10 protein-coding genes are annotated in these 24,596 nt (G+C 62.6%); all 10 read right to left on the bottom strand.

The window, feature by feature from the left end; all coding sequences use genetic code 11:
• Positions 1–7 precede the first annotated feature (7 nt).
• A complete protein-coding gene (locus E4J93_RS01455; RefSeq protein ID WP_147587710.1) occupies positions 8–1,264 on the bottom strand; it encodes a peptidylprolyl isomerase in 1,257 nt (418 codons plus the stop codon).
• Between the two features lie 294 nt (positions 1,265–1,558).
• Positions 1,559–2,254: a phosphoribosylglycinamide formyltransferase gene (gene purN, locus E4J93_RS01460; protein WP_147587711.1), complete on the bottom strand. Its 696-nt coding sequence runs from the start codon at positions 2,252–2,254 to the stop codon at positions 1,559–1,561.
• Entirely contained in the window at positions 2,244–3,350 is a 1,107-nt protein-coding gene (gene purM / locus E4J93_RS01465; RefSeq protein ID WP_147587712.1) for a phosphoribosylformylglycinamidine cyclo-ligase, read from the bottom strand. The genes purN and purM overlap by 11 nt, the downstream gene beginning before the upstream one ends.
• A 1,165-nt stretch (positions 3,351–4,515) precedes the next feature.
• The gene (locus E4J93_RS01475) at positions 4,516–6,192 is read right to left on the bottom strand and encodes an amidophosphoribosyltransferase (protein WP_147587714.1); all 1,677 of its coding nucleotides are present in this window, start codon (positions 6,190–6,192) and stop codon (positions 4,516–4,518) included.
• Positions 6,193–6,334: 142 nt separating this feature from the next.
• Entirely contained in the window at positions 6,335–7,651 is a 1,317-nt protein-coding gene (locus E4J93_RS01480; RefSeq protein WP_147587715.1) for a putative ABC transporter permease, read from the bottom strand.
• A gap of 1 nt (position 7,652) precedes the next feature.
• Entirely contained in the window at positions 7,653–8,060 is a 408-nt protein-coding gene (locus E4J93_RS01485) for a molybdenum cofactor biosynthesis protein MoaE (RefSeq protein ID WP_147587716.1), read from the bottom strand.
• Between the two features lie 69 nt (positions 8,061–8,129).
• Positions 8,130–9,899 carry a class B sortase gene (locus E4J93_RS08220; RefSeq protein ID WP_255431863.1) on the bottom strand — a complete coding sequence of 590 codons (1,770 nt, stop codon included), beginning with the start codon at positions 9,897–9,899 and terminating at the stop codon, positions 8,130–8,132.
• 53 nt (positions 9,900–9,952) lie between these two features.
• A complete protein-coding gene (gene purE, locus E4J93_RS01495; protein WP_147587717.1) occupies positions 9,953–10,423 on the bottom strand; it encodes a 5-(carboxyamino)imidazole ribonucleotide mutase in 471 nt (156 codons plus the stop codon).
• 186 nt (positions 10,424–10,609) lie between these two features.
• The gene (locus E4J93_RS01500) at positions 10,610–16,933 is read right to left on the bottom strand and encodes a TIM-barrel domain-containing protein (RefSeq protein WP_147587718.1); all 6,324 of its coding nucleotides are present in this window, start codon (positions 16,931–16,933) and stop codon (positions 10,610–10,612) included.
• A gap of 555 nt (positions 16,934–17,488) precedes the next feature.
• Complete coding sequence (locus E4J93_RS01505; RefSeq protein WP_187231555.1) at positions 17,489–24,247, bottom strand: discoidin domain-containing protein; 6,759 nt, start codon at positions 24,245–24,247, stop codon at positions 17,489–17,491.
• Positions 24,248–24,596: the final 349 nt, after the last annotated feature.

The following is a 24,596-nucleotide window of genomic DNA, read 5'->3' on the forward strand; positions in this document are numbered from 1 at the left end:
CCGTCCCCTACTCGCTCTTCTCGGCGGACTCGTCGGCGGTGGTAGCCGGGTTCTCCTGAGCCTTGTCCTCGTCCTTAGCCTCGGCGGCCTTGGAAAGGTCCACGTTGTACGGGACGTCGGAGGGCATCTCGTTGATCTTGATCTCGGCCTTGTCGGTGTAGTCGTTCAGCCAGGTGTTGTAGGCATCGGATTCGGCGTTGGACTCGATGATGTTGACGATGTAGTCGCGGATCTCTGCGGGCAGCTGGTCGATCGACGTGGCCTGGCCCTCGACCTTGAAGACGTCGGTGCACTTGATGATGTGGTAGCCGTACGTGGTCTCGACGATACCGCTGATCTGGTCCTTCTGCAGGGCGCCCAGCGCATCCTGGTACTCGGTCACGAACGAGGTGAGCTTGTCGTAGCCCACGTCGCCGCCGTTCTTGGCGGAAGCGGTGTCGTCGGAATACTCCTTCACCGCATCCTCGAAGGAGACCTCGCCGGCGTTGATCTTATCCAGGATCTCCTGCGTCTTATCCTTCGCCTTCTGCTTGTCCTCGTCGGAGGCATCGGAGGCAACCTTGATCAGCAGGTTCTCGGAACGGCGGGCGTCGTTGTACGTATCGATGTTCTGGTTGAAGTACTCCAGGACCTCGGCGTCGGAGGGCGCATCGACAGCGGCAACCTTCTCGCGCAGCTTGTTCTTCTGCATGCTGCTGCGCAGGGAGTCCTTGTACGCCTGCTCGGTGTAGCCGATCTGCTGGAGAATCTCCATCATCTTGTCGACGCCGCCATAGCTCTCGGCCGAGCGCTCGAACTCGGCGTCAACTTCCTCGTCCGACACGGTGATGTCGTACTCGCGGACGGCGCTATCGATCAGGAAGTTGCTCGCCACGGAGCGGATCATGTTCTCGCGGTAGGCCTCCGGCGTCGTACCCTGGTCGACCAGGAACTTGGCCCAATCGGCATCCTCGGTATAGCCCGCGGAATTACGGTAGCTCATGATCTGGTTGGTGATGGTGTCCTCGGTGATGTTGGTGCCATTCACCGTGGCGGCCACGCCGCCGGTCAGGTGGTAGGCCTCCTCCTTCTTCACCTCGTTGAGCACGCCGGAGCATGCCATGGCGGACACGGAGAGCAGCATGGCTGCACAGCCCACGGCCACGAGCGCGATCTTGCCGCCGCGGGTGAGCTTCTCCTTGGTTTCCTTCTTGCGCTCGGCCTTCGTGGGCTCCTCGGCCTCCTTGGCCTCGCGCTTGATCTTCATCTTGTTGTTGATGGCCATGAACAAATCCCTTTCCCCAAGGGCCTCGACATTTCGTTGCATGCTATCGAAGCAGCAATTTTGATATTCTCTCACACTCATTGCCGCGTTTTGCCGTCATCGGGCGTTTGACCCACCAACGGACAGGAATTCTTCCGTAAGCGTTAAGGATTACCAGGCGCGGCGTTCGACGCGTGCGAAAGCGCGGCGCACTCGAGGCGGCCGCGGCGGCCGAGGCCCTTCTGTATCGCAAGCGCGCCAGCCGAGAGGTGGTTTCACCTTCCGGCTGGCGCGCCCATGTAACCTATCGCATGCCTATGCAGGCAGAATATCGACCGTGTTGTTCGGCGTCACGCGCACGCGGCCCTCGGCCAGCACCTGGACGACGCTGGGGTACAGCACGTGCTCCACGGCATGGATGCCGCACTCGAGCTCCTCCAAGCTCATGCCCTCCTCGATACGCACGGTCTCCTGCGCGATGATGGGGCCCTGGTCGTAGACCTCGTTAGCGAAATGCACGGTCACGCCCGTCACCTTCACGCCGCGGTTGTACGCATCCTCGATGCCGTGAGCACCCTGGAAGCTCGGCAGCAGCGCCGGATGGATGTTTACCACGCGGTTGGGGAACGCCGCCAGCAGCGGGGCATGCACCATGCGCATGTAACCGGCCATCACGACGTACTCGACGCCGGCGCGGTAGAGCTCGGAGGCGATGATCTCGTCAGCCTGCAGGGGGTCGGCGTACATCTCCTTGGAAAGCGTGAGCGTCTGGATGCCCGCCGCTTCGGCGCGCTTCAACCCGTAGGCAGAGGGGCGGCTCGCCACGACGAGCTTGATCTGGGCATCGAGCTCGCCGGCTTCGATCGCGTCGATCAGCGCCTGGAGGTTGGTGCCGGAACCCGACAGCAGCACGCCGATGGCGAGTTTGCGGCCCTCGCCCGCTGCGCGCTGCGCGGCGATGTGCTCCTGCAGCGCGTTGTTATCCATGGGGACGGGAGCGTTACTGCTCATCGGTGTACTTCACCTCGCCGGTACCCTCGACGCAGGTGCCCACGCGGAACGGGTGCTCGCCCATGTTCTCGAGGGCGGCCACGATGCCGGCCTCGTCGTCGGCAGAGCAGATGATGCACAGGCCCACGCCCATGTTGAAGGTCTTGCAGGCCTCGTTGGGGGCGAGCTCGGCGTGCTCGGACACATAGGTGATGACGGGCGGCACGGACCAGCCCATCTCGGAGCCGTTGCGCTCGACCAGCGCGTCGACGTCCTTGGGCAGCGCGCGGTTGAGGTTCTCGGTGATGCCGCCGCCGGTGATGTGGGCCAGGGCGTGCACCGGGGCGCCGCCGCGGAGCAGCTCGAGGACGGGCTTCACGTAGATGCGCGTGGGCGCGAGCAGCGCGTCGGCCAGCGATATGCCGCCGAGCTCCTCGAGCACCTGCTCGAGCTCGACGCGCTTGGCCTCGGCCTCGGGCGTGCCGGGGATGATGCCATCGACGCCGATGACCTTGCGGACCAGCGAGTAGCCGTTGGAGTGGACGCCCGTGGACGGCAGGCCGATGATCACGTCGCCGGCCTTCACGTTCTCGGGGTTGATCATCTTAGGACGGTCGACGACGCCCACGGCGAAGCCGGCCATGTCGTAGTCGTCCGGGCGCATGACGCCGGGGTGCTCGGCCATCTCGCCGCCCACCAGCGCGCAGCCAGCGAGCTTGCAGCCGTCGGCCACGCCCTTGACGATCTTTGCCATCTGCTCGGCCTCGATGTGGCCGATGGCCACGTAGTCCAGGAAGAACAGGGGCTCGGCGCCGGAGGCGAGGATGTCGTTCACGCACATGGCGACGAGGTCCTGGCCCACCGTCTCGTGACGGTCGAGCAGCTGGGCGAGGACGAGCTTGGTGCCCACGCCATCGGTGCCCGAAATGAGGATCGGGTCCTCCATGTCCTTCATCGCAGCAGCGGAGAACAGACCGCCGAAGCCACCGATGCCACCGATGACCTCGGGGCGGTTGGTCTCGGCGACCATCTGCTTGATCGCATCGACGGCGCGGGCGCCCTCGGCGGTATCGACGCCGGCGTCCTCGTAGGTTACATGCTTGGAAGTTTCGGACATGTGAGGTTCCTTTCGACCCAGGGAATTCCTAGTACCTCATGATACCAGCTGTAGGCCCATCCGTTCGAGTCCCTCCCCTCCTCCACCCCCGTTCATGTTGCATCCATTTGTGCGCCCATTTGTGCATCCGTTTGTGCGTCCTTTTGCGCGCCCATTTGTGCATCCGTTTGTGCGTCCTTTTGCGCGCCCATTTGGGACGGGGTTTTACGGCTCATCAACACGGGTCATGGCGGGACGGGGTTTTACGGCTCATCAACACGGGTCATGGCGGGACGGAGTTTTTCCCAGCAAAGCCACGCTGGGCCAGTTGAGTCGATTTGGCCGTTTGAGGCGGTCGTTTTATCGCTCGGCATGCAGGATGCACGTCTCACCACACATGCTGGCACATGCAGTGAGCCCCGGATCGGAACCAATCGACACGTTAAGTCTGTGCCACATTGAACAGGGGATGAGCTGCGGCGGCCTTATCGGGAGAAAGGTGGCCGAAAGGCCGAGTCCACCGCGGATTCCCGACGCCCGGGCGGGCGGCAGCCGCCCTGTCGGGAGAAGCGTGGCGGCAGGACGCACGTCGCCGCGGATTCCTGACGGCGGGGCCGCTGCCCCGCGGATTCCTGACGCTTACGGCACCGTCCGAGCCCTCCCCGCGGGAGAAAACCGCGCCTGGGGCCGTACGCGGGAGTTTCCGGACGTCAGGGCGCCTTTGCCCGCGGATTCCCGACGCCCGCGTGGGCGGCAGCCGCCCTGTCGGGAGAAACGCGGCGGCAGGACGCACGTCGCCGCGGATTCCTGACACCCGAACGAACGCCCTGCCGTCGCCCCACTGGAACACGAGGAGGTGCCAGATCAAGTCGAAGGGCCTGACCCCGGTGGAGTTCCGAGAGCAGGCCCTTCGGGAAGCCGCGTATCGACTATGATTTTTCACGTCCAAGTTTCGGGACGCAGTTCACAGGAAAACAGGGGTCGCGAAATCACGCGTTCAATAATCACGCGGCCACTGCGTCAACAGCATGATCGGCACCAAGCGAACGGGCCCGACAGCCGCCAGCACCGACGCTGCTACGCGGGCCCGGCAGCAACCAGCACTGGCACCGCCACGCGGGCCCGACTGCAACCAACACCGACGCCGCCAGCACCGACGCCGCCACGGCGCCATGCTCACATGCGGCTACTCGCCGTGGGCCTCTTCCCAGGAGCGGTCCGCCTTCTTCTCCGCCACGCAACGGCCGGTGACGGGCTCGGGCTTGGTGAGGTTGCGCGGGACGTAGCCCTCGATGAACTTATCGCGGCCGAAGCTCTCGGGGATGGCCACGGGATACTCGCCCGTGAAGCACGCGGTGCAGTAGCCGGCGTCGGGCACGCACTCGAGCAGCGAGTCGACCGAGAGGAACGCCAGCGTGTCGGCACCGATGAACTCGCACACCTCGTCCACGTTCTTGGTGGCCGAGATGAGCTGGCTCTGCTCGCCCGTATCCACGCCGTAGAAGCACGGCCAGATGTCCTCGGGGCAGTTGATGCGGATGTGGATCTCCTTGGCGCCCGCCTGGCGCAGCATGCGCACCAGCTGCACCATGGTGGTGCCGCGCACGATCGAATCGTCCACGACCACGATGCGCTTGCCCTCGATGACGTCCTTGAGCGGGTTGAGCTTCAGACGCACGCCCATGGCGCGCAGCTCCTGCGTGGGCTCGATGAACGTGCGGGCGACGTAGCGGTTCTTGATGAGGCCCGTGCCGTAGGGGATGCCGCTCTCAAACGCGTAGCCCTCGGCCGACGGCAGGCCGGAGTCGGGGGTGCCGATAACCATATCGGCCTCGACCGGGCACTCGAGCGCCAGCTTGCGGCCCATATCGTAACGGCAGGCATAGATGGACTTGCCGTCCACGATGGAGTCGGGGCGCGCGAAGTAGACCTGCTCGAAGATGCAGTGCGCGGTCTTCTCGGCAGCGGGAACGCCCTGCTCGGACACGAGGCCCTCGGCGCTGATGCGCAGGATCTCGCCGGGGCGGATGTCGCGCACGTACTCGGCGCCGATGATGTCGAGCGCGCAGGTCTCGGACGTTACCACCCAGCCGGCGGCGGAGGCCACGACCTCGTCGCCCACCAGGTCATCGGCGGACGCGGCGTCGCTGGGCATGGCGGCCGCGGCGGCGTAGGCGTCGGCAGCGGCCACGCCCTCGTCGCTGGTAAGGCGGCCGAGCACGAGCGGACGGATGCCGTGCGGATCACGGAAGGCGTAGAGCGCCTCCTCGTTGATGAGCGTCATGGCATAGCCGCCGCGGATGAGCTCCATGGTCTTGCGGATGCCCTCGCGCAGGTGGTGCGACTGCTCGGTGAAGTAGCCGATGAGCTTCACGGCCACCTCGGAGTCGGAGCCGGAGTTGAAGTGGACGCCCAGCTCGATGAGCTGGCGGCGCAGCTCGTCGGTGTTCACCAGGGTGCCGTTGTGCGCCAGCGCCACGATGACGTCGCCGATGGTGGAGAGGTGCGGCTGGGACTCCTCCCAGCTCTTTGCGCCGGCGGTGCCGTAGCGCACATGGCCCACGGCGAGCTGGCCGGACAGCGCGTTGATGTCGGCGTTGGAGAAGACCTGGCTCACCAGGCCCAGGTCCTTGCGGACCATGACCGTGCCGCCGTCGCCCACGGCGATGCCGGCGGATTCCTGGCCGCGGTGCTGCAGGGCGCGCAGGCCGAAGAACGTGAGGCGCGCGACGTCGCGATCGGGAGCCCATACGCCAAAGATGCCGCACTCCTCGTTCAACGTATCGTGAGCGAGCTCGTCCTCGAGATTCGCGGTATCGGCAGATGCGAACTGCTGCGCGGCGCGCACGGTTTCTTGAGACATGGACATCCCTTCGTTAAATGCCAGTTGGCTAATGTACCTTGCTATTATACGCAGCTCGCCCGTGCATGGCGTTTTTGCCACGAAAGCGAAACATGATAACTACGAAGCCGAGGCGCCACCATGCGCCTCGGCTTCAAGCGTGCTACCTCGAGCCGTTGGGGCGCTCGGGGCTGTCGATTCGACTCGTTGTGTCGGGGTGAATCGTCATGGTTTGGAACCTATGCTCCATATACGCGTTGTCGAAATGCTCCGCGTAGAACTGCTCGACCGGAGAACTGGGCTCCAGACCACTCACGCGACAGAACCAGCAGTCCAGCGCCTGAAGGGTCATAACACCGTTCACCAGCATAAGGGCGGTTACCACGGCGGTGAGCGAATAGCGCATCTTCCACGGGATGAGGTTGATGAGCTTCAGCAGCCGCGGCAGGCACACCTTGATCCAGAACAAGCCGAGGGTGCCCCACATGAGCATGAACGGCGTGGAGGTGCGGCCGGCGAACAGGATGGCCATGGGATCGGGGATCCCGGGCAGCAGCTCGTAGGAGTACGCCCAGGCGATAGCGCCGAACGACGTCTGCATCCACCAACCCACGGCAGCCTCGAACACGCCGCCGATGATGGCGCTCACGATGAAGATCACCAGGAAGTTCTTCTTATAGAAACGGTTGAGCGCGACGGTGAGCAGCACCGCGCCAAAACCGTAGATGGGGCTGAACGGTCCGAACAGCAGGCCGGCGCGATCTTGATACACGCCCGGATCGACCCACACCATATGGAAGATGACCTCGATGATGAGACCGAGCACGCAGCAGACCATGAAGACCCAGAACAGGTTGAAGAAGTTGAGCTTGATATAGCCCTCGCCCGTAAGGTCGCGGCCAAGCATGCCCTCCTCGGCGGCAGCGCGATCCTGCATGTCGCGCAGACGGCGCTGCAGCTCGCGCTCCTGACGCAACGTGGGATCGACCGTGGCGGACAGCGCGATGAGGATACCCAGCTGGATCATGGGGCGGATGAGGTGCACGCCGATGCCCTGCAGCATCACGTCGATGAGAAGCTGCCCGATCGTCATGACGATGAGCGCGGACGCCCAGCGCACCGCGTCGCGGCGGTAGCTCTTCATAAGCGTCCATCCAAAGAGGATGAGCGCGATCGACGAGACGAATGCCAGGATCGAGCCGATCACCGTCATGGTGACGGTAAGCGTGAGGTTGGAGCCAAGCAGCACGGATTCCTGACCCATAACCAGGCGATACACGATGATGCCGAAGTACGCACCCATGAGCGGAAGCGCCACCACGCCGTCGAGGGCGCACAGCGCTCCGTAGATACGGATGATCAACGGGATGGTCTTCAGCTGCTCCTTGGTTGGAACGCGCGGATCAAGGTCGTTGCCGGGTAGACCGAAGTCTTCATTCTGCGCCCCCTCGACCTTGCTCGGTACAGTTGCTTCGCTCACGTTACTCTCCCTGCTCGATTTCGCTTACACATTCATTTTTGATTGTTCCCACCAGCGACTGCAACGCATCGATGACGCGCGGACGGATATCGCCGCCGATGAGCACCAGCATGATATCGTCGCCCACCGCAAGCTCGCCGTCGTTGAGCCACACGCGCACGTAGCCGATACCGGGCAGCGCACGGGTCGCCTCCACGGCGGCCTCGACCTTCTGGGCATCGTAGTGAAACAGCATGCCCGTCACGCGGCCGCCGGGCTGCACGCCGTCCGTGTTCACACCGCGGGCCTCGGCCTTGGGCGTCTCGCGCACCGTTCCGTTGTGGACGAGGTACATGCCGCAGCCGCGAAAACCGGGATCGGCCTTGGCCTCGGCGAGCCAAGCGTCGATCGAGGGCATGGGTCGTGCCATAGCGCTGCTCCTTTCTCAAAAAAAGCAACCGAGCCACACGGAGTGGCTCGGCAGCGATGGGTCGTTTGGTTACTGGCGCGGGATGGTCTCTTCCAGCGAGCACACCATAACGGCGCGCGTGGTACGCGGGATGATCTCGCCCGCGCAGGTGATGAGGGACAGCACCTTGTCCGTGGAGCCGATGCGCTCCTCGACATCGGGCGCTTGAGCTTTGGCCATGCCGAGCGTCTCCGTGAGGTACTGCTGCAGTGTCTTATCGCCGGTGAAGTTGGTCACGCGGGCGTCGGTGAACGTGTCCATGACCTGCGCGGTGAACATGGGCTTGAAAACGTAGGTGTTCTCGCGCGTGATGTAATACACGTTGCCGAACTGGTTGAAGGCATCCTGCTTGAGCGTGTCGTCCACGATCTTGAACATCGTGTTGTCATACATGTGGTGACCGTAGAGCGTGGTCTGCTCGTCCACCGCGCCGGGCGCGGTGCCATCCATGTCCATGAAGATGCTTCCCGAGCCGTTGCCCGACAGGTCGAAGAGGCGCGTGAGGTACGTGGTGTTGTTATCGGTTTGCACCACGGGATAGTTGATCACGGTGTTGGGCACGTAGATCCAGCCGATGACGTCGGGGTTGATGGCCTCGAGCTCATCGAAATCGACCTGCGGAATTCCGTCGCCCGCGCTATCCTGCACCGCGTACTGCTGGAGGTCGGCATAGGTGGCTTGCGCCTCCTTGTAACCCATCTGCGCGCGAACGAAGATGAAGCCCGCGGCGGCAAGCAACGCGATGCCCACGATGATAAGGATGACCGAGGCGATGCTGCGGCCCTTACCGCCCTTGCCCTTCCCGCCGTTACCGTTCGAGCCGCCGTTGCCGCCGTAGGGCGAGGCGCCGGACCGGTTGGCGCGGCGGACGTCGGTGGGAGGCGTAACGGACCTGGAAGCGCGCACCGGATACACGGGCTGCGGGCTGACGGCGGCCACCGGAGCCTGAGGAGAAACGGCATCGGCACCCGAAGGCTGCGTGCGAGGGCCGCGGGCGCTGGCAACAGCGAGGAACTCCGCGGTCGAGGACGGTTTAGCGGTCATATTGGCCGATCCATTCGTAAGCTTGCCGGTGGGGTCGGCGGGGTTGTTTACAGGCGTCGCGGCGGTTACCGCGGCATCGTCGGAAGCGGGGCCCCACAAGCTCGCCTCGGCCATGCGCGCATATGAATCGCTCGTCGACGGAAGGTTGAGGTCGGATACGCTTCGGCGAGGAGGCTGCGCCGCGGCCGCTACGGCTTCGGCGGAGGCACCCAAAGCGGCGGCGTCGGCAGCCAGCCTGCCCATGGCAACGGTTGCCCCGTTGGCTGACACGGGCATGGGAACCCGTTCGGGAGCAGGTACGCACGGCTGGGCGGGTGCCGGCGACGAGGAGGAAGGGGCCACCGGAGCCGGAGCAGCAGGCGCCACAGCGGCGGCGGGCGAGGGCTTCACCGAGGCGGCGATCTTCTCGATCTCATCGTCCGTATGGCCCGAGGCCTTCCAGGCAGACAGGAACTGCATGGTGGTGGAAGGATCAACCTGGGCAGGAGCCATAAAGGGCTCCGCTACCTCGCCGGCGGGGACATATCGATTGCCCGCCGGGCGGTCGACATCGGCGTCCGCCGCACCCGCGGCATGGGGACGGCCGGCAGCAGCCCCGCCCATCGTGGCCTCGGGCCCCAAGGGATCAAACGACGGGGATGAGAAATGGCCACCGGCCGGAACGCGACGCGCGCGGGGCTCCGGAACGCTCGACTCGCCCGGTGCGACCCATAGGTTGTCCGCCCCCTCGAACGGGTTCTTCGTGGTATCGGCCATAATCCGCCTCGTGTCTCCTGTCTTCTACAAAAGGGTGGTACAGCACCAAGGCCCTAGGCCTCGGCCATCTCGTTCTTAAGGTTCACGATCGCCTCGCGGTACTCGGGCATGGTAGCGCCGAGAATCTGCGTGGCATAGATGGCCGCGTTCTTGGCACCGTTGATGGCGACGCAGGCGACGGGCACGCCGGAAGGCATCTGCACCATGGAGAGCAGGGAATCCATACCGCCCAGGTCGCTCGTCTTCATGGGCACGCCAACAACGGGCAGCGGCGTGAACGCGGCAACGACGCCGCCCAGGTGCGCAGCCTTGCCGGCCGCGGCAACGATGACCTTGATACCGCGATCGGCAGCGGTCTCCGCCCACTCGTGGACCTTGTCGGGGGTACGGTGCGCACTGGCGATAACCAGCTCGTAGGGAACGCCGAGGCGCTCCAGCTCGGCGGTGCAGCCCTCCATAACGGGAAGGTCGGACTTCGAGCCCATGATGATGCCAACGAGCGGGGTCTGAGCGGTATCGGACATGAATACCTCCAAGCTGAAGAGTCAATAGTCGTTCCAGTATACGCTCCCGCGCCCATGGCGAATCGGCACGCCTGGTCGCCATCACTACGAAAGCACGGGAATTAGGCAACAAAAAATGAGGGACCGGTCCGAGAACCGGTCCCCCAGGGGGTGGAGCTATGTCCGTGAAGGCGTCCTAGGCGATACCTACTTCAGGTCCACCAGGTCCTTCTCCGCCATGCGCTGCAGGAACGCGGCCATGTCGCAGCGGACGATCTGCTCGTAGGGGCGGAACGTCTTGGTGCCGTCCTCGGCGGTCCAGCCGGTGGAGACGCCGGAGGCGGCCAGCCACAGCACGGCCTCGCGGTGCGGCGTGTCCTTCACGATATCCGAGAAGGCGTCCTTCGCCTCGAACTCGGGCTCGCCGGCCATGCGGTACAGGAACGCGGCCATGTCGCAGCGGGTGATCTCGGCGTAGGGGCGGAACTCGGCCTTGCCGTCGGCGCCCTCGTAGCCGGTGGAGATACCCTCCGCGGCGAGCCACAGGATGGCGTCGCGGTGCGGGGTCTTCTCGTCCACGTCGGCGAAGGCCGGGGTTTTATTGACGTCGAACTCCGGCTCGCCGGCCAGGCGGTAGAGGAACGCGGCCATGTCGGCGCGCTTCACCGTGGCGTAGGGGCGGAACTCGAAGGCGCCGTCGCCGTTATCCCAGCCCTTGCTGACGCCGTTGGCGGCCAGCCACTCGACCTCGGCCCTGTGCGACGTGTCCTCGTCCACGTCGACGAAGGCGACCTTCTCGACGGGCTTCAGGCCGGCGCGGGCGTCGGCCAGGGCCTTCGCGGCGGCGTCGACCGCCTTCTGGTCGGCCTTCTCGTCGGCCAGGACCTTCTCGGCGGACTTCAGGGCGCCGGCGAACGGGTGCCAGGTCATGGTCTTGTAGTCCTCGGCCTTGAGGGCGCGGGCCTCCTTGACCGCGGCCTCGAGGGCTGCCTTGTTGACCTGCGGGGCCTCTTCCTTCTTCAGCGCGGCGTGGGCGTCGGTGAGCTGCTTCAGGGCAGCATCGACGTCGGCCTGGCCCGCCTTATCGCTGTCGAGGACGCGCTTGGCCAGATCGCGGGCATCCGCGAAGGCCTTCCAGGAGTCGGCGGTGTAGCCGTCGGCCTTGATGTCCTTGACCTCGTTGTACTTGGCCAGCAGCGCGGCCTTGTTGACCTCGGGGGTTACAGGCTTATCGGCATCAGAGTAATGGAAGTTAATCTCGCGCAGGGTGAGCATGCGGTTCTTCGCAGCGTCGCCCGCATAGCCCTTGGCCTCGCCCTCGGAAGTGAGCGGGGTGATGTCGATGCTCTTGACGAGCTTGCCGGCCTCGGCCTTGAGCGTGTAGACAGCCTGCTTCTTCGCGAAATCGCCGCCCTTGAACTCGGACTTGGAGCCGTCGGTGTAGGTGATGACAGCCTGCATAGAGGTCACGGTGCCGTTGTAGGTGTCACGGTTCACAACCTGGACATCGCGCATGACACGCGGAGACTTCAGCTCGAAATGCATCGTGGTGGGAAGCTTGACATACTCGGGCAGCTTGCCGTCCTGATAGTTCTGATCAATATCCCACTTGAACTCGAAGTCGTTACTGGTCTCCTTGTTATCGAACAGGCCGTTGTAGTTGCCCTGCTGGATAAGCTTGGAGACGTTAGTGCCATCATCGGACTTCAGGGAGTCGTTGGTCATCGTGATCTTGAAGTCGTCCTGGACCATCTCCTTGACCTCATCGACCGGCGGCTGCACCTCGCCCTCGACGTAGTGGAAGTTGATCTCGCGCAGGGTGAGCATGCGGTTCTTCGCAGCGTCGCCCTGATAACCGGTTGCGGTGCCGTCGGACGTCAGCGGGGTGATTTCGATGCTCTTGACGAGCTTGCCGGCCTCCGCCTTCAGGGTGTAGACATCCTGCTTCTTCGCGAAATCGCCGCCCTTGAACTCGGACTTGGAGCCGTCGGTGTAGGTGATGACGGCCTCCATCGAGTTGATGGAGCCATTGGAGCTCTTGCGATTCAGAATCTCAACGTCCTGCAGAGCACGGGGCTCCTTCAGCTCGAAGTGCATCGTGGTGGGCAGCATGACGTACTCGGGCAGCTTGCCGCTATCGTCGTGGTTGTAATCCAGATCCCACTTGAACTCGAAGTCGTTGCCGCTCTCCTTGTTATCGAACAATCCGTCGTACTTCTTGGACTCCACCAGCTTGGCAACGTTCGTGCCATCGTCCTTGGGCAGCTTCGCGTTGGTCATCGTGATGTTGAACGCATCCTGACCGAGCTCCTTGATCTCGGGGCCGAGCTCGCCGCTCTTATCGGTGAGGAAGTCCTGCGCGGGACCGACGAGCCATGCCTGGCTGTCGAGCTTGACCTCGCAATCCTTCTTCGCCTTGAGCTGGAACGTAGCGATGGCCTCGGAACCCTTGTACAGCGCCTTATCGCCCTTGTTGGCCAATGCGATGTTCACGGAGTTGTTCTCGTCACCGAAGGTGTAGTGACCGGACTTATTCTCCATGCCCTTCGTGCTCTCGGCAACGGTGGGAGCGCTGCCAACGAACTCGAAGTCCGCAACGGGGTAGCGCACGAGCGCACCCATAGCGTTAACGTTCTTGGCATTCTGAACCTTGACGGAAACCGTGATGGTCTCGCCCTTCTTCACCGAGGTCTTCTCGGGAACGACCGCGATCGCACCGGCAACCTTGCCCTTCTGCTTGGTACCGCCATCGAGCTTGGACATGGTGAAGGACATGTCGTAGACATCGTAGGCACCGTTGAGGTTGAAGTCAGCAGAGGACTGAGCGACATGAGAGTTCCAGTCGGTAACGCCGGAGCCGTGGTTCTCGCGACCGACGCAGTTACCGAGGTGCTGGTAATCCTCGTCGCCAACGGTAACGGGCGCCTTCAGGGAGCCGGTTTCCATACCCTCGGTCTCGTCGACCTTATAAAGCGCGAGCTCGGTTGCCGAGAAGAAGCCGCCTGCAGACTTCTGAACGGTGAGACGCAGGTAGCGGGCGGTGGTGCCATCGAGCTCAACCGTCTTCTGAGCCATCTTGCCAGCGCCGGTGTTATCCCACTTCTGAACGCCGTGGTCGGTCCAGTGGGCGCCATCCATGGAGGTCTCGACCTTCATCTCGGCCACGTTGCCGTTGCCACCGTTGTCCTGACGCGGCGTGTAGACAAACTTATCAAGCTGGAACGACTTACCGTAGTCGAGGGTCATCGGCATACCGATAGCACTGTCCGTAGAGTGGAACATGGACTCGGACTTGTCATTGTGGTCGAATGCGTTGTCGAGCTTGCCCCAGCCGTCGCCGCCCTTCCAATCAATGTTGACCGGCTTGGGGGCGTTGCGCCACGGATCCTCGAGCGTACGGGTCTTCATCTCGGCGCTCCACTCGGAAACACCCTCGGCGGTACGCGTGCGAATCTTGAACGTATGCTCGCTGTAATACTCGAGCCCGGTCACGTTGAAGGACGTGGACTCGCCGGACGGAATGCTGTTGAGCATACCGTCGATCATGATGTCGTAGCCGATAGCCTTATCGATCTTGTTCCAAGAGAGGTTCACGCTCGTGGGCGTCAGGTCGTCCTCACCGGGCTGATTGAGCTTCGGGGCGGCAATGTCCTTCTTCACTTCGTCGCTGGGCAGCTTGCCATCGTTCTTGAAGCCCTTGATCTCGAGCGTCTGCTCGTTGGCCTGAACATCGGTCTTTGCAAACTTCACGTACAGCTTCGGGGTCGTGGCGACCTCCTGCTTGCTGAAGCTCTCGTTACGCACGGCCTCGCTCTCGGCGGTTGCATTGTAGTTGAGGTTCGGCTTCGTGTTGTAGAAGGTCACAACCTCGCCGACCGCAGGCACAGCCTTGTCGAAAGCGTCCTGGCTGTCGACCTTCTTCTCGGTAAGAACGGTGCCGCCGTTCTTAGCCACGATGGACTGGGGCTTCTCAGACACATTCACGATGAACGTGGTGGTACGATCCTTCTTGTAGCCATCGTAGGTACCCGTAGACTTGCCAGCGGTAAAAGTAGCGGCGCCACCCTTGGCCTCAGACTTGAAGGTGGTCTTCACGTTCGAGCCGTAGCTAATCGTGGACTCGCGACCATACGCCTTATCGGACTCGTTGACCGTATTCTCAACGAACTTGCCGGTGTCCTCGAACAGCGTGTACTCGTTCTTGCCCTCGGTGGCAAAGAACTCGACGTTGCGGATGGTGCGGTCGACGTCCTCGGGGCTGTTGTTCGGATTGTACATAGGAACAATCGCGTTGGCCTTCACGAAGACGGGAAGCTTCCACAGCGGAGCGTCGAAGTTGTTAAGCACCTGGCCGCCGCGATACTGCTTGCCAGAGAAGTAATCGATCCAGATGGTATCCTTGCCGCCAGGCAGGTAGATGCCGTTACGCACGTCGTTACCGTCGCCAAGGCCCTTGTTGGCAGCGTCACCATCGGTGTTCTGATAGATCGGAGCGATGAGGAAGTCCTCACCCATAGTGTACTCGTACTGCGTGGCGGTGCTGTTCGCATAGGCGGAATCCTCAGACAGGAGGATAGCGCGAACGAACGGCATGCCGGTGTCACCGTTGCCGGTATCGATGTTGGCAGCAGAGGCAGCGGTGGTGTAGATGTACGGCATAAGCTGAGACTTCAGCTTGAGGTACATACGGGAGATGCCGGTGTAGGGGTCGCCGTGCGTCTGCGGAGCCTTGGCATAGCTGCCCCAGCCGTCCATGTCGAGCATGAGCGGTGCGAAGGACTTCCACTGGTAATCGCGCGTAGCGATGATGGGCTGGCCACCGAAAATACCATCGTTGTCCGAACCAATGTTGGGATTGCCGGACAGCGACTGGCCGATGAAGGTGGGAACATGGAAGCGGATGTACTCCCAGTTGCCACCGGTCTGGTCGCCGGTCCAGATAGCACCAAAGCGCTGCGTACCCGCCCAGCCGTCGAGGGTAATGATATTGGGGCGGAAGTTGGCCTCTTCAGTCACGATATCGTACGCGGTCTTGGTGCCGTCGAGAGCCATGGAATAGCCAGGGCCGACCCAGGCAACGTCGGTCTTCAGGGTGGTCACGCCACCGGTCTTGACCTCGGCACGGAAGTCGCGAAGAAGCTGCCACTGGGTTGCAGGATTAGCATCCGGAGTCAGATAAGACTGGGTCCACAGACCGGTTGCAACGCCCTTGCCATTGGCATACTTCGTAAACTCCTGGAGGTTCTTTACGTTCGCGGCAACGGCAGCAAGGCGCTCCTCGGAGCTCTTACCCGTAGCGGCATCCACGCCGCCCGTCTTGCCGAAACCATTCTGGCCATAGCCGGCACCATAGCCGTCGTTGGGCAGGAAGTATCCGAACGGCATGTCGTTGTCCTGGTAGTTATCCAGGCGGGCGCGAGCGGAGAAATCCTCAGAGAACTGAACGCCCTCGGGGATGTTCTCGGCCTGCTCGGTCGGGCCAGTGCCGTTAAGGGTCTCGACGATGGTACCAGGCTGCATCGTGGTGCCGGTGCCGCCCTTCTCATACTGAACCTTGCCACCGTTTTCAGAGGCGGGCGTGCTGCCCTTGATCTGCCACTTGTTGTAGCCGCCCTTGGCATCCGCGGACCACATGTCGCGGTTCCATGCGTTCAGGTGGCCAACGTAGAACGCGTACTCGGGCAGCAGGACCGGGTTGCCAGTAACCTTGAAGTAGCCCTGGAGCAGGTCCTGAGCGATAGGAGCGGTCGAAGCGCCCTTCGCTGCATCAGCCACGAAGTAGTATGCGTCGAGCTCGTTCTCCTTATGCGTGGCAACGGTGGCATCGGCAGAAGACTTGCCAAAGTCATACGAACCGTCGGCGAAGGTGTTGCGGAGGACACCGTAGCCCTTGCTCGACCAATAGAACGGGTTGGGCGAGGCCACGCCACCGTCTACCCAGTTGGACTCGTTAGCAATGTTGATGGTCTTGCCGGTGTGAATGAAGCGGCCGTTCTGGGTGCCGCCGCCGAAGAAGTTCTCGCCCTCGTGCTTCACGAGCTTCTGGACGGTGCCGCTCTTGTCGAGATCGAGCGCGGCGGATTCCTCCATGACCACGGTACCGTCGGTCTTGACGGTCATCTTAGCGGTTGCCTTATCGAACTCGATAGTGGTCTTGCCATTTGCAGCAGAGATTACGAACTTGCCGCCCTCCTCTTTCACGCTCGCCTGAGGACGCGAGTATTTGGAAGAGGTGTCAGGCTGAGCCTGAATCTTAGCCGTGTGAGCAGCGTTCTTCGGCGTTGCATACGCGCTGAACTCGCCCTTGGGGTCAACGTTGTAGCGGAAGATACCATCTTCCAGCAGGGTGATCTTACCCTGAATACCATCATTGAAGGTGATGGTGACCACGTTGTCCTGAGCCGTAGCGGACTTCACGCTGGCGAGCGGCGCAGCGTATGCCGGGGCGGCAACGGCAAGGGAGAGCGCAGTAGCGGCTACGACCGCGCTGCCCTTCACCCAACGGTGGCTGAACAAAGATTTCTTCTGCATCCAAGCTCCTCTCGTCTTGTTCTTAGATGCGGCTGAAAGCCGGCCTATCCGGTTATGACTGGTATCTACCAGTTAACCAGTTAGGTAGTCCACCCTACGCTATGTCTCTTGGGAGCATTTGTGTTGGCCCCATCGACAGACGGTCAAAATCACTTCGTAAGCGGCTATTCACTCTTGTAGACTGCAGCGCATACTGCACAATCGACCTCTTTTCGTAGTCAGAAGTTGTTTATCGGCTAATACATAGCCGTAAGCTGGGATTATGACCTTCCTTAAGCTACTGCTTCCCATATGTGGGTTTTTAACAACTGGTATTAGATTTTTAAACAGTTGCAGGTCATGTTTGAGATGTACTTGCGCAAGCTGCACCGCATCGAAGCAAGAACGCGCAAAAAGGGGCTCCGATCAAAATACCAACCTCCAACGGTGCGGGCGCGTGCTCGGAAAAGTGCCTGTCCCCTTTCCGAGAGGGGCGGCGAAAAAGAGGAGGGAGCCGGCCTGGAAGCCGGCTCCCTCGCGTCGGGGATATGTCCGTGAAGGCGTCCTAGGCGATGCCTACTTCAGGTCCACCAGGTCCTTCTCCGCCATGCGCTGCAGGAACGCGGCCATGTCGCAGCGGACGATCTGGTCGTAGGGGCGGAACGTCTTGGTGCCGTCCTCGGCGGTCCAGCCGGTGGAGACGCCGGAGGCGGCCAGCCACAGCACGGCCTCGCGGTGCGGCGTGTCCCTCGCGATGTCCGAGAAGGCGTCCTTAGCCTCGAACTCCGGCTCGCCGGCCATGCGGTACAGGAACGCGGCCATGTCGCAGCGGGTGATCTCGGCGTAGGGGCGGAACTCGGCGCGGCCGCCCTCGCCCTCGTAGCCGGTGGAGATGCCCTCGGATGCGAGCCACAGGATGGCGTCGCGGTGCGGGGTCTTCTCGTCCACGTCGGCGAAGGCGACGTCCTTGGCGTCGAAGGCGGGCTCGCCGGCCAGGCGGTACAGGAACGCGGCCATGTCGGCGCGCTTCACCGTGGCGTAGGGGCGGAACTCGAAGGCGCCGTCGGCGGTCGGCCAGCCCTTGCTGACGCCGTTGGCGGCCAGCCACTCGACCTCGGCCCTGTGCGACGTGTCCTCATCGACGTCGACGAAGGCGACCTTCTCGACGGGCTTCAGGCCGGCGCGGGCGTCGGCCAGGGCCTTCGCGGCGGCGTCGACCGCCTTCTGGTCGGCCTTGGCGTCGGCCAGGACCTTCTCGGCGGACTTCAGCGCCGCGGCGAACGGGTGCCAGGTCATGGTCTTGTAGTCCTCGGCCTTGAGGGCGCGGGCCTCCTCGACCGCGGCCTCGAGGGCGGCCTTGTCGACCTGCGGGGCGGGCGCGGGCTTCTTGGCCAACGCGTCATGCTTCTCCGTAAGGTCTTTCACCAACGCGTCGACCACGGCTTGCTGGTCGGCCGCCGGCGGGTTGGCCAGCAGGGCCTTGGCATCCTTCATAGCCTGAGCATACGGGACCCACGTTGCCTCGGTGTACTGATCGGCCACCAGTCCCTCGGCCTCGTACTGCTTGACCAAGGCATCCAGCGCGGCAACGTTCGCGGCGGCAGGCGTGCGCTTGTCGTAGAAGCGAACCTCGGCGACGGACGCGTACGCGTTCTTCTTCTCGCCGCCGGCCTTGGTCGCCTCGATCTTCACGAAGCGCGTGGCCGTGGGTGCGAAGCTCATCTGCTGCCACGCCTGGCGGTTGGTGAGCACCTCGCCGTTGTTATCGAACGTGAAGGTGCCCAGCAGCGTGCCCTTGCCATCGCCGTCGAGCGACGACACGGTGTTTCCCACGTACACCTTCGCCTCGAAGATATCGCCGTTGGTGCCGCCGTCCTGGCGGGTCTTGAACGCGATATCCGTGAGCGTGTGCTCCTTACCCAGGTTGAAGATGAGGTAATCGGGCAGCTCGTCGCGGTCGTTGTAGTTGGAGTGCCAGTACGTATCCTCGTTGTAGTCGAGGGCGTTGCGGAACGGCGACTCGGACGCGGAGCTGCTCGCCTTGATGATGAAGACGCCGGAGCTCGTGTCCTTGTTGAAGTGGCTGTCGAAGTCGATCGGGATGAGCTTGAGCGCGGCGATGGCCTCGTCGATCTTCACCGCGTACTCGTGCACCTGTTCCTCGGTGATCTCGTTAGAGTCCAGGAGCGCCTGAGCCTGGGCCACCACGTCCTGCAGGCGCTTATACGAATCGGGCGTGTACACGCTCTTGTCGTAGGCGCCGGCACGCTCGATGGCCTCGTCCAGCTCGGCGGTATTGAGGCCCTCGCGCACGGTAAGCTCGTACGTCGCGCTCTTGGTCTCGTCCAGCGCGGACGTCACGGTGATGGTAGCCTTGCCCACCTTGTTCGCGCGGATGTAGTTGACCACCTCGTCGCCCACGCGTACGCGCGTCACGCTGGCGACTTCGGGCTTGGAGCTCTCGGCCGTGTAATACGGATAAGCGTTATCGGCAGGGAGCACCGTAGCCTTGATGGTGTCCACATCGCCCACGTACAACGTCTTGGCGTTGTCGCCCAGCTCGACCGCGTCGACAGACGCAGCGACGGCAGGCGTCTTGAAGTTGATCTCGCGCAGGGTGAGCATGCGGTTCTTGGCATCCTCGCCCTCGTAGCCCTGTGCAGGCACGCCCTCGCAACTCAGCGGCTTGATGGACACCGACGCCACCTTCTTGCCCGCATCGGCACGGAAGGTGTAGACGTCCTGGCGCTTGGCGAACTCGCCGCCCTTGAACTCCTTCGTGGTGCCGTCCTCGTATGCGATCACGGCCTCGATGTTGGTGACCGTGCCGTTGCCGCCCAGGCGGTTGAACACCTCGACCACGCCGAGCTCGGTGGGCTGCTTGAGCGTGAACGTAAGCGTGGAGGGAAGCTTCACGTACTCGGGCAGCTTGCCGTTGATGTGATTGTTCACGATATCCCACTTGAACTCGAAGTCGTTCGAGTTCTCGTTGCCGTTGAACAGACCGCTCCAACCAAGGAACTGGATCATCTTGTTCACGTTGGTGCCGTCGTCCTCGGTGAGGACGTCGTTGGTGATCGTCATCTTCGAGAAGGCATCCATACCGAGCTCCTGCACCGCGGGAGCGGGCTTCTCGGGCAGCTCGACGTTACCGGTGTCGACATTCTCTACGGCGTCGCACGCGGGACCGATGAGCCAGGAGGTCGAAGGCAGCGCCACTTCGCCGTCCTTCAGAGCCTTGAGCTTGAAGGACGCCACGGGCGCGGATCCCGCAAACAGCTTCTTGTCGCCCTTGTTGGCGTAGGCGATGTTCACCGACTGCTGGCCATCCGCGAAGTCTGTGGTAACCGCGGACAGGTCGACCATCTCGGCGAGCTGCTGGCCCTGTGCAAGGCTATCGCCAACGTAGCTGAACATCTTGCCATCGAAATGCACCAGGGAGCCCACCGCGTTCACGTTGGCTGCGTCGTTCGCGTACACGCTCACATCGATGGTCTCGCCAGCCTTCACCTTGTTCTTGCTGGGGATCACCACGATACCGCCCGACACCTTGCCGTCCTTGGTGGTGCCGCCGTCGAGCTTGGACATGGTGAAGGACATGTCGTAAACGTCGTACGCTTCGTTGAAGTTGAAGTCGGCGTTCTGGCCGGCCACGTGGGTCCACTGCTCGACGTAGGGCGCACGGTTCTCGCGACCCTTGAAGTTGCCCGTGAGCTGAGAGAAGTCGGCATCGGTCACGGCTCCGTCGCCCGCGATCGAACCCACCTCGAAGGCCTCGGTATCGTCTTCCTTGCTGATCACGATCTCGGAAGCCGAGAAGAAGTTGCCCACGGCCTTCAGCGGCGTCATGCGGATATAGCGCGCAGAGGTGTTGAGCTCAACTTCCTTGGCTTCGGCGTTCTGCGCCCAGTCGAGCTCCTGGCTCTTCCAATGCACGCCGTCCATGCTGGTCTCGATGCGCATCTTGGTGACGGTGCCGTTGCCGGCATCGCTGCGCGGATGATATACGAGCGTGGTGAACTTGTATGCCTGGCCGTAGTCGAGCGTGAGCTGCTTACCCATATCGTTGCCGCCGGAATGGAAGCCGCCGTCGCCGGACTGGAACTGCTTATCGAACGCGAGGTCCACAACATGGTTGCCGTAGATGGTGCCGGTCCAGGTGGTGTTCTTGGCCACCGGCACGTTGCGCCACGGGTCCTCGAGCGTGGTCACGCTCAGCTCCTCGCTCCAGTTGGATACGCCGGAGGCGGCGCGCTGGCGAATCTTCACCTTATGCGTGCTGTGGTACTCCTGGTCGGCCACGGTGAACTGCATGAGGTCGGATGCGGGCACGCTGTGCAGCATGCCGTCGATCATGAATTCGTAGCTCGTTGCACCCTCGACCTTGTCCCAGCTCAGCGTATAGCTCGTGGGGGTCAGCAGGTCCTGCGGCGCGCGCACCGTGGGCACCGCGAGCTTTGCATCCACCTCGTTCGACGAGAGCCTGCCGTCGTTCTTGAAGCCGGTGAGCACAAGCGTCTGATCGTTCGCCTGCACATCGGTCGTGGCGAACTTCACGTACAACTTGGGCGTGGTGATGATCTGAGTCTGGGAGAATCCCTCGGCCTTCACGGCCTCGGGAGCATCGGTCGAAGCGCCGTAGTTGAGGTTGGGCTGCGCGTTGTAGAAAACGACGCACTCGCCGGCTGCGGGCTGGGCGGCATCGAATTCGGCCTGGGTGCCGACCTTCTTCTCCTTCAGAGCGGCATCGCCGTTCTTCGCCACGATCTTCGACGGCTGCTCGGACACGTTCACCACGAACGTGGTGGTGCGGTCCTTCTTGTAGCCCGCATAGGTGCCCGTCGACTTCTTCGCGGTGAACGTGGCCGTATCGCCCGCGACCTTGGACGTAAAGGTGGCCGACACATGGTCGCCATAGGAGATCTTGCCCTGCTTGCCATACTCCTTGTCGGAAGTATCGGTCTTGTTCTCCACGTAGGTGCCGGTGTCCTCGAACAACGTGTAGCTGTTCTCGCCGGAAGTGGCGAAGAATTCAACGTTGCGCACGGTGCGATCGATCTTCTGGGGGCTGTTATTCGGCTCGTACATGGGCACGATAGCGTTGGCCTTCACGAACACGGGAAGCTTCCATAGCGGCGCGGCGAAATTATCGAGCACCTGGCCGCCGCGATACTGGGCGCCGGTGAAGTAATCGATCCAGATGGTGTCCTCGTCGCCCGGCAGGTAGATGTTGTTGCGCACGTCGTCGCCCTCGCCCACCTTGCCGCCGGTGCCGTCGGTGTTCTGGTAGATAGGCGCGATGAGGAAATCCTCGCCCAGCGTGTACTCGTACTGCGTCGCGGTGCTGTTGGCGTAGGCCGAGTTATCGGACAGCAGGATGGCACGAACGATGGGCAGGCCCGCGTCGCCATTGCCCGTGTCGATGTTGGCTGCGGAGGCAGCGGTGGTGTAGATGTAAGGTAGAAGCTGGGACTTCAGTTTGAGGTACATGCGGGAGATGCCGGTATAGGGGTCGCCGTGCGTCTGCGGGGCCTTGGCATACGTACCCCAGCCATCCATGTCGAGCATGAGCGGAGCGAAGGACTTCCACTGGTAATCGCGCGTGGCGATGACGGGGTCGCCGCCCCAGATGCCGTCCATGTCGGAACCGATGTTGGGATTGCCGGAGAGCGACTGGCCGATGAACGTGGGCACATGAAAGCGGATGTACTCCCAGTTGCCGCCCACCTGGTCACCGGTCCAGATGCCGGCGAAGCGCTGGGAGCCGGCCCAACCATCGAGCGTGATGATGTTGGGGCGGAACTTCGCCTGCTCCGTCACGATATCGTACGCGGTCTTGGTGCCGTTGAGGCCGAAGGAGTAACCGTAGCCAACCCATGCGACGTCGGTCTTCAACGTGGTCACGCCGCCCTTGGAAACCTCGGAGCTGAAGTCGCGCAGCGTGTGCCACTTCGTTGTCGCGTTGGAATCGGGAGTCAGGTTGGACTGCGTCCACAGGCCGGTGGCCACGCCCTTGCTCTTGGCGTAGTCGCTAAACTCCTTCAGGTTCTGCACGTTCGCCTCGACGGCCGCCAAGCGCTCGGGCGAGCTCTTGCCGTTTGCCAAAACGCCGCCGGTCATGTTGTAGCCGTTCTGGCCGTAACCGCAGCCGTAGCCGTCGTTGGGCAGGAAGTAGCCGAGCGGCATGTCGTTATCGATATACTCGTCCATCTTGGCGCGGGCCGAGAAGCGCTCGTCGGTCTTTACGCCCTGTGGGATCTTGCTCGTCTGAACGGTCGCCGGGGTACCGTTCAAGCTCTCCACGGTGGAACCGGCCTGCATCTCAACACCGGTGCCGCCCTTCTCCCACTTCGTGGTGCCGGCACTGGGATCGGTTGCCGGGTCGCTACCCTTGACCTGCCACGCCTTATAGCCGGAACGCGCGGTCTCCGACCACATATCGCGATTGTACGCGTTGAGATGGCCGACGTAGAAGGCGTACTCGGGAAGCAGCACCGGATTGCCCGTCACCTTGAAGTACTGCTGCAGGATCTGCTGGGCGACGGGAGCGGTCGAGACCCCCTTCGAGGCATCGGCTACGAAATAATAGGCATCGAACTCGTTCTCGTCGTGCGCGGCAACCACATCGTTGGTCGTCTTGCCGAAGTCATACGTGCCATCGAAGAACGTGTTGCGCAGAACGCCGTAGCCCTTATCGGACCAATAGAACGGGTTGGGCGACGCCACGCCGCCGTCCGTCCAGCTTGACTCGTTGGCAATATGGATCGAGTTACCCGTATGGATAAAACGACCGTTCTGGGTACCGCCTCCGAAGAAGTTCTCGCCCTCATGCTTAACGAGCGTCTGGGTGGTGTTCCCACGGTTGAGATCGAGCGCCGACTGCTCTTCCAGAACCACCTTGTCGCCAGATTTCACCGTCATCTTGGCGGTCTTGCGATCGAGTGAGATCGTGGTGCTACCCGAGGTGATAACGAAGGCGCCGTCCCGTTCGGTAACGGACGCCTTGGGATGGGTATATGCATCCGAAGCATCCGGCTGGGCCTGGATGCGGGCCACATGGGCGGAGCTGCGAGGCTGGGCATAAGCCGAGAACTGCCCGCTCGGATCGACGTTGTAGCGGAAGATGCCGTCATCGAGGAAGGTGATTCTACCCTTGACGTTACCCTCGAACGTCACGTCGACCACGTAGTCATCGGTCTTGTTCACGGCAACATCCTTCACGCCGGCGAGGGGCGTGGCGAAGGCCGGAGCCGCGATGGCAAGCGATAACGCCGTGGCGGCTACGACCGCGCTTCCTCTAACCCAACGACGCTTGAGGACTGGCTGCTTATACATCCATACTCCTTCCATAGGATCATCCTGGCGAGCCCAGCATGCGACTCGCCCCCGACCAGCTGGTTACAACCAGCCAACCAGGTACACCTGGATTCATCCTATCCCTCGCGCCAAGCTCCCTCCATCCCTGTTCGACCAGCGTATGCTTTACCGCAGCAAGCGGGCCACTGCGGAAACGGTGCGACACATCCTACGATAGAGGAAGCACCTCCGTGGCACGAAACCCAACAGTGCCTCATCACGGGGTTGCATCTGATATGCATTTCATTTTGAGTGGGCGATCAAATGCACCGGCGGCACGCCCCTCTCGGAAAAGGGACAGGCACTTTTCCGAGAGGGGCGGAGAAAA

This window comes from Collinsella sp. BA40, from assembly GCF_008014645.1.
GTDB lineage: Bacteria > Actinomycetota > Coriobacteriia > Coriobacteriales > Coriobacteriaceae > Collinsella.

Bases quoted from the DNA above. Each gene is read 5' to 3' on its own strand.
- E4J93_RS08220 (WP_255431863.1), bottom strand. From the start codon at position 9,899: ATGGCCGATACCACGAAGAACCCGTTCGAGGGGGCGGACAACCTATGG.
- E4J93_RS01505 (WP_187231555.1), bottom strand. From the start codon at position 24,247: ATGTATAAGCAGCCAGTCCTCAAGCGTCGTTGGGTTAGAGGAAGCGCG.
- E4J93_RS01500 (WP_147587718.1), bottom strand. From the start codon at position 16,933: ATGCAGAAGAAATCTTTGTTCAGCCACCGTTGGGTGAAGGGCAGCGCG.
- E4J93_RS01455 (WP_147587710.1), bottom strand. From the start codon at position 1,264: ATGGCCATCAACAACAAGATGAAGATCAAGCGCGAGGCCAAGGAGGCC.
- purE (WP_147587717.1), bottom strand. From the start codon at position 10,423: ATGTCCGATACCGCTCAGACCCCGCTCGTTGGCATCATCATGGGCTCG.
- purN (WP_147587711.1), bottom strand. From the start codon at position 2,254: ATGAGCAGTAACGCTCCCGTCCCCATGGATAACAACGCGCTGCAGGAG.
- purM (WP_147587712.1), bottom strand. From the start codon at position 3,350: ATGTCCGAAACTTCCAAGCATGTAACCTACGAGGACGCCGGCGTCGAT.
- E4J93_RS01475 (WP_147587714.1), bottom strand. From the start codon at position 6,192: ATGTCTCAAGAAACCGTGCGCGCCGCGCAGCAGTTCGCATCTGCCGAT.
- E4J93_RS01485 (WP_147587716.1), bottom strand. From the start codon at position 8,060: ATGGCACGACCCATGCCCTCGATCGACGCTTGGCTCGCCGAGGCCAAG.